At 65.2% G+C, this 15221-nt stretch carries 15 protein-coding genes; 9 read left to right on the top strand and 6 right to left on the bottom strand.

What is annotated here, in order from left to right:
* The first annotated feature begins 61 nt into the window (after window positions 1–61).
* Window positions 62–874, top strand: coding sequence for an ABC transporter permease (locus JQ603_RS13340; protein ID WP_211412278.1), 813 nt, complete (start codon window positions 62–64; stop codon window positions 872–874).
* Window positions 871–1653 carry an ABC transporter permease gene (locus JQ603_RS13335; RefSeq protein WP_212339909.1) on the top strand — a complete coding sequence of 261 codons (783 nt, stop codon included), beginning with the start codon at window positions 871–873 and terminating at the stop codon, window positions 1651–1653. Before JQ603_RS13340 ends, JQ603_RS13335 begins: the two co-directional genes overlap by 4 nt.
* Before the next feature lie 72 nt (window positions 1654–1725).
* On the opposite strand, the gene JQ603_RS13330 is transcribed toward JQ603_RS13335, so the two are convergent.
* Entirely contained in the window at window positions 1726–2376 is a 651-nt protein-coding gene (locus JQ603_RS13330) for a TetR/AcrR family transcriptional regulator (RefSeq protein ID WP_212339908.1), read from the bottom strand.
* A gap of 207 nt (window positions 2377–2583) precedes the next feature.
* Between JQ603_RS13330 and JQ603_RS13325 the strand changes: the two genes are divergently transcribed.
* From JQ603_RS13325 to JQ603_RS13315, 3 genes are all read left to right on the top strand, one after another.
* Complete coding sequence (locus JQ603_RS13325) at window positions 2584–3921, top strand: MFS transporter (protein ID WP_212339907.1); 1338 nt, start codon at window positions 2584–2586, stop codon at window positions 3919–3921.
* Between the two features lie 19 nt (window positions 3922–3940).
* Window positions 3941–5434 (top strand): carboxylesterase family protein, encoded by a 1494-nt coding sequence (locus tag JQ603_RS13320; RefSeq protein ID WP_212339906.1) that lies wholly within the window; start codon window positions 3941–3943, stop codon window positions 5432–5434.
* Window positions 5435–5511: 77 nt separating this feature from the next.
* Window positions 5512–7110, top strand: a complete 1599-nt coding sequence (locus JQ603_RS13315; protein WP_245003563.1) for a carboxylesterase/lipase family protein — start codon at window positions 5512–5514, stop codon at window positions 7108–7110.
* A 98-nt stretch (window positions 7111–7208) separates the two neighbouring features.
* Here JQ603_RS13315 and JQ603_RS13310 read toward each other — a convergent pair whose 3' ends face one another.
* The 5 genes from JQ603_RS13310 to JQ603_RS13290 all read right to left on the bottom strand — a co-directional run bounded on the left by JQ603_RS13310 (window position 7209) and on the right by JQ603_RS13290 (window position 10801).
* Window positions 7209–7661, bottom strand: coding sequence for a universal stress protein (locus JQ603_RS13310; protein WP_212339904.1), 453 nt, complete (start codon window positions 7659–7661; stop codon window positions 7209–7211).
* A 71-nt stretch (window positions 7662–7732) separates the two neighbouring features.
* Complete coding sequence (locus tag JQ603_RS13305; RefSeq protein ID WP_212339903.1) at window positions 7733–8161, bottom strand: universal stress protein; 429 nt, start codon at window positions 8159–8161, stop codon at window positions 7733–7735.
* Window positions 8162–8533: 372 nt separating this feature from the next.
* Window positions 8534–9292: an amino acid ABC transporter ATP-binding protein gene (locus tag JQ603_RS13300; protein WP_212339902.1), complete on the bottom strand. Its 759-nt coding sequence runs from the start codon at window positions 9290–9292 to the stop codon at window positions 8534–8536.
* Entirely contained in the window at window positions 9289–9951 is a 663-nt protein-coding gene (locus JQ603_RS13295; protein ID WP_212339901.1) for an amino acid ABC transporter permease, read from the bottom strand. Before JQ603_RS13295 ends, JQ603_RS13300 begins: the two co-directional genes overlap by 4 nt.
* 13 nt (window positions 9952–9964) lie before the next feature.
* Window positions 9965–10801 (bottom strand): transporter substrate-binding domain-containing protein, encoded by an 837-nt coding sequence (locus JQ603_RS13290; protein WP_212339900.1) that lies wholly within the window; start codon window positions 10799–10801, stop codon window positions 9965–9967.
* A gap of 237 nt (window positions 10802–11038) precedes the next feature.
* Here JQ603_RS13290 and JQ603_RS13285 point away from each other — a divergent pair, with 237 nt between their 5' ends.
* From JQ603_RS13285 to JQ603_RS13270, 4 genes are read left to right on the top strand one after another with little or no spacing between them, the layout of a single operon-like run.
* A complete protein-coding gene (locus JQ603_RS13285) occupies window positions 11039–11956 on the top strand; it encodes an NAD(P)-dependent oxidoreductase (RefSeq protein WP_212339899.1) in 918 nt (305 codons plus the stop codon).
* Window positions 11957–11973: 17 nt separating this feature from the next.
* The gene (locus JQ603_RS13280; RefSeq protein ID WP_212339898.1) at window positions 11974–12327 is read left to right on the top strand and encodes a RidA family protein; all 354 of its coding nucleotides are present in this window, start codon (window positions 11974–11976) and stop codon (window positions 12325–12327) included.
* A gap of 9 nt (window positions 12328–12336) precedes the next feature.
* Window positions 12337–13563: a pyridoxal phosphate-dependent aminotransferase gene (locus JQ603_RS13275; protein ID WP_212339897.1), complete on the top strand. Its 1227-nt coding sequence runs from the start codon at window positions 12337–12339 to the stop codon at window positions 13561–13563.
* Entirely contained in the window at window positions 13560–15221 is a 1662-nt protein-coding gene (locus tag JQ603_RS13270; RefSeq protein WP_212339896.1) for a thiamine pyrophosphate-binding protein, read from the top strand. The genes JQ603_RS13275 and JQ603_RS13270 overlap by 4 nt, the downstream gene beginning before the upstream one ends.

Raw genomic sequence — 15221 nt, 5'->3', positions numbered from 1 at the left:
AGCGTTGACGACATCCGTGCCAGATCCCTCCCATAAGCATCAGCGCCGCGAGCACGGCCTGATGCTGGCATTGGTGTCGCCGGCGCTGCTGGTGATCCTGGCCCTGATCGTGCTGCCGGTCGGCTGGCTCGCCTGGCAGTCGATCTATCATGACGGCTTCACGCTGGAGAACTATCGCCGCGTCTTCACCGAAGACGTCTACTGGCGCAGCTTTGCGCTGACCTTCGAGATCAGCCTCGCGGTCACGGTGATCGCGCTGCTGCTCGGCTATCCCGTGGCCTATCTCGCCAATTCGGTGCCGAAGGGGTGGAGCATCCTGATCCTGTCGCTGGTCGTGCTGCCGTTCTGGACCAGCGTGCTGGTGCGCGCCTATGCCTGGCTGGCGCTGCTCCAGCGCACCGGCGTGATCAACCAGTTCCTGCGCTATCTCGATGTGATCTCGGAGCCGCTCGCGCTGGTCCACAACACCTTCGGCACGGTTGTCGCCACCGTGCACATCCTGCTGCCGTTCATGGTGCTGCCGCTCTACGCCACCATGCAGAAGATCCCGAATGATCTCATGCAGGCCGGCGCCAGCCTGGGTGCGAGCCCGTCCCTGACCTTCATGCGCGTGTTCCTGCCGTTGTCGCTGCCGGGTGTGCTCGCCGGCTGCACCATGGTGTTCGTGCTGTGCCTCGGCTTCTACATCACGCCGGAGCTGCTCGGCGGCGGCCGCACCGTGATGGTGTCGATGCTGGTGAGCCGCAACGTCGAGCTCTACAACCAGTTTGGGGCTGCGAGCGCGGTTGCCGTGGTGCTGCTCCTGAGCGTGCTCGCGATCTTCTTCGTCGTCAGCCGCTTCATCTCGCTCGATCGCGTGCTGGGGCAGAAATGATGCGCGCCTCGCCCGCACGGATTGCCCTCTACGTGATCAGCGCGCTGGTGCTGGTCTATCTGATCATCCCCGTCCTGATCATCGCGCCGATCTCGTTCTCCAGCGCGCGCTTCCTGACCTTCCCGCCGCCGTCCTTCTCGCTGCGCTGGTACCAGCAATATTTCTCAAACCCCGCCTGGATGCAGGCGACGCGGGTGACGCTGACGGTCGCGCTGCTGACCGTCGTGATCGCGACCCCGTTCGGGGTGGCCGCCGCCTATGCCATCAGCCAGTCGAAGCTGCGGATCATGCGGCTGATCCACATGGCGCTGCTGCTGCCGCTGGTGGTGCCGATCATCATCACCGCCGTCGGCATCTTCTTCGTCTATGCCAAGGTCGGCCTGGTCGCGACCATGCCCGGCCTCGTACTGGCCAACGTGATGCTGGGCCTGCCCTATGTCGTCATCTCCGTGCTCGCGGGCCTGCAGAGCTTCGACCCCGCGCAGGAGATGGTGGCGCGCAGCCTCGGCATGAACCGCCTGCGCAGCTTCTTCGCGGTGACGCTGCCGCAGATCAAGTCGAGTGTGGTGGCGGGCGGCATCTTCGCCTTCATCTCGGCGATGGACGAGACCATCGTCGCGCTGTTCATCTCCGGTGGCCAGTATCAGCCGCTGACCAAGCGGATGTTCACCGCGCTCCGCGACGAGATCGACCCGACCATCGCCGCGATCTCGACGCTGATGACGGCGGCGTCCTTCATGCTGGTGCTGCTGGCGAGCACGCGGCAGAAGAAGGGGTGAGCCCCCGATGTCGTCCCGGCCTAGTGCGCAATTGCGCACTAGGCCGGGACGACATCGAATATGTGGTGGCTGCTAAGCCTTCGCCCCCAGCCACGCCAAGATCATCTCCACGATCTGTGCCCGGCTCTTCGCCAATACCTTCGGCTCGCTGAGGTCGCGGTCGAACAGCGCGCCGAACGTGTGGCGGTTGGCGACGCGGAAGAAGCAGTAGGAGGAGATGGCGAGGTGCAGGTCGATGGCGTCGACGTCGTCGCGGAAGACGCCTTCGGTGCGGCCGCGCTTGAGGATGCCGTCGAGGGTGGCGATCACGCTGGCGTTGAGCTGGCGCAGCTGCAAATTCTGCTTCAGATGCTTGCCGTGGTGGATGTTCTCGATCGAGACGAGACGGATGAAGTTGGGGTTGCGCTCGTCATGGTCGAAGGTCGCCTCGATCAGGCGGCGCAGGCCCTCGCGTGCGTCGCAGCTTTCGATGTCGAGCTGATCCTCCAGGGCGCGGATGCTGCGATAGGCCTCCTCCAGCACCGCGAGGTAGAGCTGCTCCTTGCCGCTGAAATAGTAATAGATCATCCGCTTCGACGTGCGCGTGCGCGCCGCAATCGCGTCGACGCGGGCGCCGGAATAGCCCTCCGAGGCGAATTCGGCCATCGCCACTTCGAGGATGTCGCGCTTGGTGCGCTCGGGGTCGTTGGTGCGCTTCGATGGGGGCGGCATGCGCTCGAGCATTGCTGTTTCTCCCGCCAGTTTCCATGGATCGCCTTGAAGGTGAAGGCAAATTTCGCCTCTTTGGGCGGCGATCCAATGCGTATTGCATAAACGTACTAGTTCGTACATTATCGATCCAAACCAAAGCTGCGGCAACAAGAACAACAAGAGCGCGCGCGAGGCGATCGGCCTGGCGCGAACCGCACCGGACACATGGGGAGGACTTTCATGACTTTGACGTCAACCGCATCGCTGCACGCATCATCCGGCGCGGACGCCGCGCCAAACAAGCTGCCCAAGCGCGCCGCGCTCGTCAGCTTCGTCGGCAGCATGCTCGAATACTACGACTTCTTCATCTACGGCACCGCGGCGGCGCTGATCTTCCCGAAAGTATTCTTCGCCAATGTTGATCCCGGCACGGCAACGCTGCTTGCGCTTCTGAGCTTCGGCATCGGCTACATCGCGCGGCCCGTCGGCGCCGTCATCCTCGGCCATTTCGGCGACCGGATCGGCCGCAAGACGGTGCTGCTGTTCACGCTGGTCCTGATGGGCTGCTCAACGCTCGCGATCGGCCTGCTGCCGGATGCCAAGACGATCGGCAATGCCGCGCCTGTCATCCTGACGCTGCTGCGCCTATTGCAGGGCCTGTCGGCGGCCGGCGAGCAGAGCGGGGCGAACTCGCTGACCCTCGAGCATTCCGCCAACTCCAACCGCGCCTTCTTCACGAGCTGGACGCTGAGCGGCACCCAGGCCGGCGCGATCCTGGCGACGCTGGTGTTCATTCCGGTGTCGAGCCTGCCGGAAGAGCAGCTCCTGAGCTGGGGCTGGCGCATTCCGTTCCTGCTCTCCGCGCTGGTGCTGCTGGTTGCCTATCTGGTGCGGCGGACCATGCCGGAAACGCCTGTGTTCGAAGACATCAAGGACAAGGCGCAAGTGGCGCGCTTCCCCGTCGTCACGCTGCTGCGCGACTACTGGCCGGACGTGCTGCGCGTGATCGTCTGCGCGCTGATCGCGACCGTGAGCACCGTGACGGCCGTGTTCGCTCTCGGCTATGTCACGAGCAAATTCGGCGTCGCGCGTTCGACCATGCTGTGGGCCGGCGTGCTCGGCAATGTCACAGCGCTGGTCGCGCAGCCGCTGTGGGCCTTGCTTGCCGACAAGATCGGCCGCAAGCCGGTGTTCATCGGCGGCGTGCTCGGCTGCGCCGTGCTGCTATTCCCTTATTTCATGCTGGTGACGTCGGGCAGCACGCCCGCGATCTTTGCGGCCGCGATGGGCCTGTACATCGTCTATTCTGCGCCGAACGCGATCTGGCCGTCGTTCTACGCGGAGATGTTCGAGGCACGCGTGCGCTATTCCGGCACCGCGATCGGCACCCAGCTCGGCTTCCTCGCCGCCGGCTTCACACCGCTGGTGAGCGCGAGCCTGGTCGGAGAAGGGCCGAACGGCTGGATTCCCGTTGCGATCTTCGTGGCCTGCTGCTGCGTGATCTCGGCAGCCGCTGCTGCGACCGCGCGCGAAACCCACACCGTCGACATCGCCGATCTCGGCAAGCGGCGCGCTTGAGCGAAGGACAGGGCATCGCATGCTGACCAATGCAGTCCCGACCGCGAACGGTCCCGTCATTGGGGCCGAGCAGGAGGCCGTGCGTGCCTTCAAGGGCGTGCCGTTCGCAACCGCGCGGCGCTTTGCCCGGGCAATGCCGCCACCGGCGTGGACGGAGCCCCGCCGCTGCACGGACTACGGCGCTTATGCGCCGCAGCCCGGTCATCTCGATCAGGCGGAGGAGTCCTGTCTCAGCCTGAACGTCTGGACGCCGGCAGGGGTGGATCGCCCACTGCCGGTGATGTTCTTCATTCACGGCGGCGCCTTCGTCACCGGCGGCGGCGCCGATTATGACGGCGCCTTCCTCGCCAAGCACGGCCCGGCAGTGATCGTCACGATCAACTACCGGCTTGGCCCGCTCGGCTTCCTGCAACTGCATCGCCATGGCTTGGGCGAGGCGAACAACCTCGCGCTCCAGGACGCGCTCGCTGCGCTCGACTGGGTGCATGCCAACATCGCGAATTTCGGCGGCGATCCGGACGCCATCACGCTGTCCGGCCAGTCGGCCGGCGCCTCCATGGTGATCGCGCTCGCAACCCTGCCGCAGGCGAGGGGCAAGTTCAGCCGCGCGCTCGCGCTCAGCGCGCCCGGGCGAAATATCATGAGCGCCGATCACGCCGACGAGGTCGCGCGTCGCGTGCTCGACGAGCTTGAACTGGCGCGCGATCCGGCCGCGATCGCCTCTGTGGCCTTGCCAAAGCTCTTCGCGGCGGTGGAGCGGGTCGGCCGCAGGCTCGCGGACGAAACGGAATCGGGCACCGTGTTCGGTCCGGTGCTCGATGGCACCGTGATTGCGCGCGAGCCCCGCGACGTCTTCGCCGACGGCAGCTTGCGCGACATTCCGCTCTGGCTCGGTTCCTGCCGCGACGAGATGGTGATGTTCCTCAAGAGCACCCCGCCCGCTGCGATGATCCGCACCACCGAGCGCAATGTGCGCGCCGCCTTCGGTGATGCCGGCTGGGAACGCCTGCTGTCCGATTACCGCGCCACGGCGCGCGTCGACGAGGATCCGTATGAGGCGCTGCTGTCGGACGCGTTCTGGCACCGCCCGATGGCCGATCTCGCGCGGCTGCACGCTGCGGCCGGCGGCGCGGTGTGGCTGAGTCGGTTCGACCATCGCCCGGCGCTGGAGCCGTTCCTGTCGCAGGGGCCCACACACGGCGCGGACAATGCCTGCCTCTGGGCGCATCTGCCCGACTTCATCGATCGTCCGATCCTGAAGCGCAAGGGCGGGCCGATGACGCCTGCCGATATCGACGTCGCCGCGCGGTTTCAGGCGAGCTTGCTGCGCTTCGTCACATCAGGTGTGCCCGATGTCGCGGAAGCCTGGCCGCGCTTCGAGCTGCCTCAGGAGCCGCTCGCCATTTTCGGCCAGCCGTTCCATATTGTGCCACTCAATGAAGGCGTACGCTCGCGCCTGTGGGTGGAATTGAGCGCGAGCGACAACAACAAGAAAATGAGGGAGGCCGGATGAGTATCTCGAACACGAACGCTGCGCGCGTTCAGTGGCGATCGGCTATTTTGGTCATCTCGCTCGTTGGTACATTCGTCATGCGGGCAGCTTCGCCAGCGTCGGCGCAGGTCGTCGCGACGCCTGTCCCCGGTGATCCCGTCAGCATCGACAGCGGTGCTGTCTCGGGCAAGGTGCTGCCGTCGGGCGTGAGAGCCTATTTCGGCATCCCCTTTGCCGCGCCGCCGCTCGGCGATCTTCGCTGGCGCGCGCCGCAGAAGGTCGAGGCATGGAAGGGTACCTATCATGCGGACCGGCTCGCGCCGGAGTGCATCCAGGTGCTGCGCCGGCACAATCTCAATCATTATTTCGGCGAGGAGGCGACCAGCGAGAACTGCCTCTACCTGAACGTCTGGGCAAGCCCGGATGCGAAACCGGACGCAAAATTGCCGGTCGTGGTCTGGATCTATGGCGGCGGCTTCACGCTCGGCTCCAGCGGCATGGCGATGTATGACGGCGAGAACGTCGCGAAGAAGGGCACGCTCTTCGTCAGCTTCAACTACCGTGTCGGCATCCTGGGCAATCTCGCCCATCCCGAGCTGACCGCGGAATCGCCGCAACGTGCCTCCGGCAATTACGGGCTGATGGACCAGGTCGCCGCGCTGCAATGGGTCAAGCGCAACATCGCGCAGTTCGGCGGCGACCCCGATAACGTCACCATCACCGGACAGTCGGCCGGCGCCATGTCGGTGTCGGCGCTCGAGGCAAGCCCGCTGGCGAAGGGCCTGTTCCATCGCGGCTTCGCGATGAGCCTGAGCATGTTTGACAACCGCTTCAAATTCCCGGCGCTTCCGGCCGCTGAGAAGATCGGCCTCGAGGTGCAGTCGGCGCTCGGCGCATCGTCGCTTGCCGAGATGCGGCTGATCCAGGCTGACAAGATTCTTGCGATCCAGAAGGACTGCCAGCTCGGCTGCGCCGGCACGATCTCCGTCACCCCCGATATCGACGGCTATGTCTTGCCCGACACCGTCCCGAACATTTTTGCCGCCGGCAAGCAGAACGACGTCGCCACCGTCGCGGGCTTTACGCGCGACGAGAGCTCGAACGATCTGCGCACCGCCGGAGCGGTGGATGCCTATGTCACTGCTGCGCGAAAACTCTATGGCGATCAGGCCGACCGCTTCCTCGCGCTCTATCCCGCGAAGACCGACGGCGATGCGAAAGCCATGGGGCTGCTTGCGGCGCGCGAGGGGCTGGTCGAGATCGGAACGCGCAACTGGGCGGTCGCGCAGAGCAAGACCGGCAAGGCACCGTTCTATATGTACATGTTCTCGCGCGTGCATCCGTTCGCGCCCGGCGTCGAGTTCTTCGACAGCCCGCAGAAGATCGGCGCCTATCACACCTCGGACGTGCCCTATTGGTTCGGTACCCAGGATGCCTTCAACAAATTCCGCACCACGCGCAACTGGACCGAGTTCGATCGCGCACTGTCCGAGCGCATGATGGACACGCTGGTCGCCTTCGCGCGCATGGGAAATCCCGCTACGCCCGCGACGCCGTGGCCGCAATGGGCCGAGGGCGCGCAGAACTATGTCGAATTCGGCGACGACAGCGGCGTGCGCGAGGAGAACCGCGCGCGCCTCGACTTTCACACGCCGGCGAACGTCACCCCGTCAACGCCGCGGCTGTCGCGGGACTAGACGCCCGATCTAGAACTGCACTTCGCTCGGGATGTCCTCGGCGCCGAGGCCGACGGTGGAGCCGGCTTTCACCAAGCCTGCGCTATAGTTTCCGTTGGTTAGTGTACGACCAACACCGGCACGCTTCCGTCGGCCAGGACCTCCGATGTTTGGCTTCCCAGGAATAGCTTCTTGAGACCGCGGCGCCCATGAGAGCCCATGACGATCAGGTCGCAGCCTCCTGACTTTGCTGTTGCGATAATCGCGGTGGCCGGATGCGCATTCGGAACATGCAGGAGCTCTGCGGATATCCCGGCTTGCTCTGCCATAGCTCGCGCTTCGTCGAGGACTTTGCCCGCACGTTCCTTGCAGGCCGCGTCGAAGCTATCAATTTCCTGCTGCGACGGTATCCATCCCGAGGCGTGTCCGCTCCCGTAGTCGATCGGCAGTGATTCCGTCACGGCGATGACTGTCACTTTGGCCTTCAAGGCCTTTGCCAAAGCGATCCCATGCCTAATGCCGTTTCTCGCGACGTCCGATCCGTCCGTGCTTAGGAGAATCCGGGTGTACATTTGGAGGCTCCCTTTCTGGACCCTGTCGCCATCTTCCGGCGCGGTGGTTTGACTTCAACAGAGGCTCACATTCAGGGACAGACCAGGACGGGTGTCTTTGCGTGCGTCAGCACCTTGTTCGTCACGCTCCCGATGAGAAGCGCGGCAAGTCCGCTGCGCCCATGCGACGACATCACGATGAGATCGCAGCCCTTGTCCGTGGCTGCTGCGATGATGGCCTGATGGGGTTGCCCGTTCTCCGCTTGAATCGTCTCGCAGGAGACACCGGCCGTCCTGGCCGCATTTGCCGCGCCGTTCAATACGCTCGCGGCCTGTTCCTTGCGCAACTCGGCATATGTTCCGACTGCTTCGAGGAACCGGCCTGACACTTCGGAAAATGGTTCCACAACGAAAATGAAGGATACGGTGGCTCCAAGGGATTTCGCCAGCGCCAATCCGTGCGCCACTCCACGCTCCGCTAGCTGAGACCCATCTGTCGGAATGAGAATGTGCCGGTACATGCTCTACCTCCCGATTGTCCGGACGTATCGCTGCCTTGCGAAGGTAAGTTAGCTCGCGTCCCGAATGCAGTCTTGAGATAAATCAACCTGTTGGTTCACCATACCGCGATCCGGATGTCCGCAATTGGCACAACCGCGACGTCTGTCGAGGCGAGCTAGGCGACGCCCTGGCCGCAATGGGTTGAGGGGACGCAAGAGCATGTCGCGTTCGGCGACGATCGCGGCGGGCGCGAGGAGAATCGCGCGCCTCGAGTTCCATACTCCGGCGAACGTCACGCAACGCCGCAGCTGTCGCGGGATTGAACGTGGTGTCCGGCGCCTGTCCCGGCAAGTTCAGCGCAGGAACGGCACGGGATGGTCGTAGCAGGCCGTCTAATGCGTTTCGTGAAACCGGCTGAGGAACGACTTCAGCCGCTCGCTGCGCGGCTGGCGGATGGTCTCTTCGGGCGTGCCGATCTCGGCCATGACGCCGCCGTTCATGAAGCCGACCCGGGTAGAAACATCGGCGGCGAAGGCCATCTCGTGCGTGACCAGCACCATGGTCATGCCCTCGGCGGCAAGGCTGCGGATGACGGCGAGCACCTCGCCGACCAGCTCGGGGTCGAGTGCCGAGGTCGGCTCGTCGAACAGCATGACGTCGGGCTTCATCGCGAGCGCGCGCGCGATCGCGACGCGCTGCTTCTGGCCGCCGGACAGGCGGCTCGGAAACGCGTCGGCCTTGTCGGCGAGGCCGACTTTTGCAAGCAGGTCGCGGCCGAGCGCGTCGGCTTCAGCCTGCGTCATGCCTTTCACCTGCACCGGACCCTCAGTGATGTTGCGCAGCACCGACATGTGCGGGAAGAGATTAAAGTGCTGGAACACCATGCCGACGCTGCGGCGGAGCAGCGCGAGCTGCGCATCGCCTGCGGGACGCACGCTCTTGCCGAAGGCGAAATTGTGCGTGCCGATCGCAAGCTCGCCGTGCTGCGGCATTTCGAGCAGGTTCAGGCAGCGCAGGAAGGTGGATTTGCCGGAGCCGGAGGCGCCGATCAGGGTGACGACCTCGCCGCGTGCGACCGTGAGCGATACGCCCTTCAGCACCTCGTGGTCGCCGAACGCCTTGTGGATGTTGCTTGCGATCAGGGCGCTCATCGATGCGCTCCCATCTTCAGCTCGACCCGGTCCGCGACCAGCGTCAGCGGGAACAGCACGATGAAATAGAGCACGGCAATCGTGGTGTAGACCTCGAGCGGCCGGTAGCTCGCCGCCGTGATCACCGAGCCCTGGTAGAGCAGGTCGCCGACCGCGACCACCGACACCAGCGAGGTGTTCTTGAGCTGCATGATGGTCTGGTTGATGAAGGAGGGGATCATCACCTGGGTCGCCTGCGGCAGCACGATGCGGCGAAAGATCTTGCCGCGACGCATGCCGATGGCGCGCCCGGCCTCCCACTGGCCGACGTCGACGGCCTCGATGCCGCCGCGAAAGATCTCGGCGTAGAACGAGCCGGCATAGAGCGAGAGCGCGATGAAGCAGGCCATCGCCGGCGACATGTCGACGCCGATCAGGACCGGTAGGGCGTAATACATCCAGACCAGCTGCACCAGCAGCGGCGTGCAGCGGAAGATCTCGATGTAGAGCCGCAGCGGCACCGCGACCCAGCGCGGTGCCGTCGTGCGCAGGATGCCGACGATCAGTCCGATCAGGAGGCCCGCGGCGACCGTGATCACCGTGTAGAAGACGGTGACCAGGAGCCCTTGCCAGATCAGGCCCCAATACGGCTTGAGCGCCGCGAACTCCCAGACATACATCGTCGAACGGCCGTCAGAACTGCACTTCGGGCGGGAGATCGTCCGCGGTGAGGCCGACCGCCTCGAAACCCTTGAGCATCCATTCGCGGGTCTGGCCCATCGAGCGGTTGTAGTCGGCCCAGGCGCTGAGGAAATCCTTGTAGCGGCGGTCGCCCTCGGCGCGGATGCCCATGTTGGTCGGCAGCGTCAGGAGCGGGCGGGGGATCGCGAGATCGCCGAGGTTCGGGTTCTTCTTCAGGGTCGAGACCGAGAGCACGGCCAGCGAGACGTTGCAGTCGGCGCGGCCGGTTGCGACCGCGAGGATCGCCTCGTCGCGGTTCTTGAAGCCGAGGATCGTCGCCTTCGGGCAGTAGCGGCGCGCGATCGTCTCATGCGTCGAACCGATGTCGACGGCGATCTTGACCTCGGGCTTGTTGAGCTCGGCCCAGGTCTGCGGCTTGGCAAAGCCCTTCTTGGTGATGACGGTGAAGGAGTGCACCAGGATAGGGGTCGAGAAGTCGATGACGAGGGCGCGCTCCGGCGTCGGGTTCACGGCGAAGGCGAGGTCGACCTTGTCGGCCTGCAGGTCGAGGATCTGGTTGCCCCAGGTCGATTCCAGCGTCTCGACCTTGGCTCCCAGCTTACTCGCGATGTCCTTGGCCATCTCGATGCAGGCGCCCGACCATTCGTTGGTGGCGAGGTCCTTATGGAAGTAGGGCTCCTGGCCGACGATGACGGCGACCCGGAGCACGCCATTCTTCTTGATGCGGTCGAGCGTGGAGGTCGGCGCGTCGGCCTTGGCCGAGCTGCCTGCGGCGGCCATCGCTGCGCCCGCGAGCGCGACTGTGGTGAGAGCGTCCCTGCGATTCATGGTCTCTGTCTCCCTGGAATTTGGGTCGGATCGGCTCCGGCCACTGGACTATTTCTGTATTCAGGATAAAATGCAATACGGTATTTCACGTTGCTGACCATTTGTGCGGCAAGGCAGAGATGAGCCCAATATCTTGGCAGGATTGCGCAAATTTCCTCGGACTGTGGGGTTGTCAATCGCATGCAAGTCTGTATTCAAGACTGAACGCAACAATCTCGTGACCTGAAGGAGAGGCCTGTGCGCGCTCTATTCGTCGATGCAAACGACACCCTGGCGGCGGTGACCGACAAGCTGCTGCGCTCCCAGGACCTGCCTGTCGGCATCAACCGCAACCCCTCCATCAAGCCCGACGACCTGCCCGGCCTGCTCGGCGACGCCGAGATCATGATCGTGGATCATACGGCCGTGCCGACCGCGATTGCCGAGAAGTGCAAGGCGCTCAAGCATGTCGTCTTCCTCGGCACCGGCGCGCGCAGCTACATGAATCCGGAGGAGCTGGCCGAGCGCGGCATCTCCGTCCACACCATCAAGGGTTATGGCGACACCGCCGTCGCCGAATGCGCGATCGCGCTGATGTGGGCCTCCGCGCGAAATTTTGGCGAGATGGACCGCGGCATGCGCGAGGGCAACTGGCTGCGCCGTGACGCGGTCCAGCTCACCGGCAAGACGCTCGGCCTGATCGGCTTCGGCGGCATTGCGGCGGAAGCCGCGCGCATGGCGGCGGGTTGCGGCATGAAGGTGATCGCCTGGAACAGGACGCCGAAGACGCATCCGGGCGTCGAGTTCGTGTCGCTGGAGAAGCTGCTGGCCGAGAGCCATGTCGTCTCGCTGCACCTCCTGCTCAACGACGAGACCAAGGGCTTTCTGTCGCGCGAGCGCATCGCGATGATGCGCAAGGGCAGCATTTTGATCAACACCGCGCGCGGTGCTGTGGTGGATGAAGACGCGATGCTCGACGCCCTGCGCTCGGGCCATATCGCCCATGCCGGCCTCGACGTCTTCACCATCGAGCCGCTGCCGGCGGGCCATCCCGTGACGAAGCTGCCGAACGTGACGCTGTCGGCGCATTCCGCGTTCCGCACGCCCGAGGCGAGCGACAATCTCATTGGTGCTGCGCTCGATCACTGTCGCCGCATCATCGCCACCGGCAAGTAAAGACATAAGGACATCCCATGTCGGATATCACCCGCATCGACCAGAACGCCCGCCGCAGCCGCGCCTCCGTGTTCGGCGATCTCGTTTTCCTCGCAGGGCAAGTTGCGGACACCAAGACCGCCGACATCACCCAGCAGACAAAAGAGGCGCTGGCCAAGGTCGACGACATGCTGGCGCGCGCGGGCACCGACAAGTCGCGCCTGCTCAGCGTGCAGGTCTGGCTCAAGAGCATGGACGATTTCGATGCCATGAACGCGGTCTATGATGCCTGGGTCGTGCCCGGCAACACCCCGACCCGCGCCTGCGGCAAGGTCGAGCTCGCCGATTCCGCCTACCGCATCGAGGTGATCGCGATCGCCGCGCGCAAGTAAGGGCCAGCCGTGACTGTCCAGGCTCCCGCATCCGGCTTTCGGTCCGCCCGGCGCATCAGCGCGATCGGCGTCTCCGAGATCCTCAAGATCGGCGCGGTCGCGCAGCGGCTGAAGCGCGAGGGGCGGCCGGTGATCGTGCTCGGCGCCGGCGAGCCTGACTTCGATACGCCCGACCATGCCAAGGACGCGGCCGAGCGCGCCATCCGCTCGGGGCAGACCAAATACACCATCCTCGACGGCACGGTGGAATTGAAGGCGGCGATCGCCGAAAAATTCCGCCGCGAGAACGACCTCGTCTATGCCACTGACGAGATCACAGCCGGCGCCGGCGCCAAGCAGGTGATCCACAACGCCTTCATGGCGACGCTTAGTCCCGGCGACGAGGTGATCCTCGCCGCGCCCTATTGGACCAGCTATGCCGACATGGTGCGCATCGCCGACGGCACGCCGGTGGATGTGCCTTGCCGCGAGGAGAACGGCTTTCGCCTCGATGCCGCCGATCTCGAACGCGCGATCACGCCCAAGACGCGCTGGCTGCTGCTGAACTCGCCGTCCAATCCGACGGGCGCGGCCTATTCGGCGGCGCAGCTCCGTCCGATCCTGGACGTGCTCAAGCGCCATCCGCATGTCTGGCTGATGGCCGACGACATCTACGAGCACCTCACTTACGACGGCATGCCGTTCGTCACGGCGGCCGCGCTCGAGCCGAGCCTGAAATCGCGCACGCTGACCGTGAACGGCGTCTCCAAGGCCTATGCCATGACCGGCTGGCGCGTCGGCTATGGCGGCGGCCCGCGCGAACTGATCGCGGCGATCGCGGTGGTGCAGAGCCAGAGCACGACCAATCCGTGCTCGGTAAGCCAGGCCGCGGCGATCGCGGCGCTCACCGGCCCGCAGGACGTCCTTGTGGAACGCCGCGCCGCGTTCCAGCGCCGCAGGGACATCGTGGTCGATGCGCTCAACGCCATCGACGGCGTCAGCTGCCGCCGGCCGGAAGGCGCGTTCTACACCTATGCCAGCTGCGCCGGCCTGATCAGCCGCCGCACGCCCGATGGCGTCTTGATCGACAGCGACGCGGCGTTCTGCCGCTTCCTGCTGGAGAGGCATGACGTGGCCGTGGTGCCGGGCAGCTGTTTCGGCCTTGCACCTTATTTCCGCCTGTCCTACGCCACCTCGGAACAAAACTTGCGCGAAGCCTTGAAGCGCATCGCCAAAGCCTGCAGGGAGCTGTCATGACCATTCGCAACACCCGCACCGGGGGCCAGATCCTGATCGACCAGTTGGTTGCTCAGGGCGTCGACCGCGTCACCTGTGTGCCGGGCGAGAGCTATCTCGCGGCGCTCGACGCGCTGCATGACAGCCCGATCGACGTCGTGATCTGCCGCGCCGAAGGCGGCGCTGCGATGATGGCGGAGGCCTATGGCAAGCTCACCGGCCGCCCCGGCGTCTGCTTCGTCACCCGCGGCCCCGGCGCCACCAATGCCAGCCACGGTGTCCACATCGCGATGCAGGACTCCACCCCGATGATCCTGTTCGTCGGCCAGGTCGACACCGGCATGCGCGAGCGCGAGGCGTTCCAGGAGCTCGATTACAAGGCGGTGTTCGGCTCCATGGCGAAATGGGCCGTCGAGATCGACCGACCCGACCGCATTCCGGAGCTGGTCGCGCGGGCCTTCCGCGTCGCCATGCAGGGCCGTCCCGGTCCCGTCGTGATCGCGCTGCCGGAGAACATGCTGACCGAGACCGCCGCCGTTGCGGACGCCATGCGGATCGAGCCGGCGGTGAGCTGGCCGGCGCCTGCTGACATCGAGCAGGTCGGTGCGATGCTGGCGAGCGCCAAGGCGCCGCTGGTCATCCTCGGTGGCTCGCGCTGGACCGAGGAGGCGACCAGGAGCATCGCGCGTTTTGCCGAGCGGTTCGACTTGCCGGTCGCGACCTCGTTCCGCCGGGCCTCGTTGATCGACGCCGATCACTCGCATTATGCCGGCGATCTCGGCATCGGGCCGAGCCCGGGCCTGAAGGCGCGCATCGACAATGCCGACGTCGTTCTCCTCATCGGCGGCCGCATGTCGGAGATGCCGTCCTCGTCCTACACGCTGCTCGACATTCCAACGCCGAAGCAGAAGCTGATCCACGTGCATCCGGGCTCGGAAGAGCTCGGCCGCGTCTACCAGCCCGAGCTTGCCATCCAGGCAACGCCCGCTGCATTCGCCGCTGCCGTCGAGACGCTGAAGCCCGCGGGCGCGGTTGCCTGGAAGGGCGAGGCCGCCAAGGCGCACGCCGATTATCTCGCCTGGACCGACAAGGCGCGCGAGCTGCCGGGCTCGTTCCAGTACGGCCAGGTCATGACCTGGCTGCGCGACCGGCTGCCGAAGGATGCGATCGTCTGCAACGGCGCCGGCAATTATGCCGGCTGGATCCACCGTCATCACCGCTTCCACAGCTTCGCCGCGCAGCTCGCGCCGACCTCGGGCTCGATGGGCTATGGCGTGCCGGCGGCGGTGCTCGCCAAGCGCCAATATCCGGATCGCGTCGTCGTTGCCTTTGCCGGCGACGGCTGCTTCCTGATGAACGGCCAGGAGTTCGCGACCGCCGTGCAGTACGACGCGCCGCTGGTCGTCGTCGTCGTCGACAATTCGCAGTACGGCACCATCCGCATGCATCAGGAGCGCGACTATCCCGGCCGCGTCGTCGGTACCCAGCTGAAGAACCCCGATTTTGCGATGTACGCAAAAGCGTTCGGCGGCCATGGCGAGCGCGTCGAGCGCACCGAAGAGTTCGCGCCGGCGTTCGAGCGCGCGCTCGCCTCGGGCAAGCCGTCGATCCTCCACTGCATCATCGATCCCAGGGCGATCTCGGTCGGCAAGGACTTCTCGCCAGCGGTGAAAGCTTAA

This window comes from Bradyrhizobium liaoningense, assembly GCF_018130825.1.
Taxonomy (GTDB): domain Bacteria; phylum Pseudomonadota; class Alphaproteobacteria; order Rhizobiales; family Xanthobacteraceae; genus Bradyrhizobium; species Bradyrhizobium liaoningense_B.
This window is presented reverse-complemented; position numbering and strand designations above follow the sequence as displayed.

Excerpts from the sequence above, each read along its gene's own strand:
- JQ603_RS13340 (WP_211412278.1), top strand. The coding sequence starts at position 62 with ATGCTGGCATTGGTGTCGCCGGCGCTGCTGGTGATCCTGGCCCTGATC.
- JQ603_RS13335 (WP_212339909.1), top strand. The coding sequence starts at position 871 with ATGATGCGCGCCTCGCCCGCACGGATTGCCCTCTACGTGATCAGCGCG.
- JQ603_RS13330 (WP_212339908.1), bottom strand. The coding sequence starts at position 2,376 with ATGCTCGAGCGCATGCCGCCCCCATCGAAGCGCACCAACGACCCCGAG.
- JQ603_RS13325 (WP_212339907.1), top strand. The coding sequence starts at position 2,584 with ATGACTTTGACGTCAACCGCATCGCTGCACGCATCATCCGGCGCGGAC.
- JQ603_RS13320 (WP_212339906.1), top strand. The coding sequence starts at position 3,941 with ATGCTGACCAATGCAGTCCCGACCGCGAACGGTCCCGTCATTGGGGCC.
- JQ603_RS13315 (WP_245003563.1), top strand. The coding sequence starts at position 5,512 with ATGCGGGCAGCTTCGCCAGCGTCGGCGCAGGTCGTCGCGACGCCTGTC.
- JQ603_RS13310 (WP_212339904.1), bottom strand. The coding sequence starts at position 7,661 with ATGTACACCCGGATTCTCCTAAGCACGGACGGATCGGACGTCGCGAGA.
- JQ603_RS13305 (WP_212339903.1), bottom strand. The coding sequence starts at position 8,161 with ATGTACCGGCACATTCTCATTCCGACAGATGGGTCTCAGCTAGCGGAG.
- JQ603_RS13300 (WP_212339902.1), bottom strand. The coding sequence starts at position 9,292 with ATGAGCGCCCTGATCGCAAGCAACATCCACAAGGCGTTCGGCGACCAC.
- JQ603_RS13295 (WP_212339901.1), bottom strand. The coding sequence starts at position 9,951 with ATGTATGTCTGGGAGTTCGCGGCGCTCAAGCCGTATTGGGGCCTGATC.
- JQ603_RS13290 (WP_212339900.1), bottom strand. The coding sequence starts at position 10,801 with ATGAATCGCAGGGACGCTCTCACCACAGTCGCGCTCGCGGGCGCAGCG.
- JQ603_RS13280 (WP_212339898.1), top strand. The coding sequence starts at position 11,974 with ATGTCGGATATCACCCGCATCGACCAGAACGCCCGCCGCAGCCGCGCC.
- JQ603_RS13270 (WP_212339896.1), top strand. The coding sequence starts at position 13,560 with ATGACCATTCGCAACACCCGCACCGGGGGCCAGATCCTGATCGACCAG.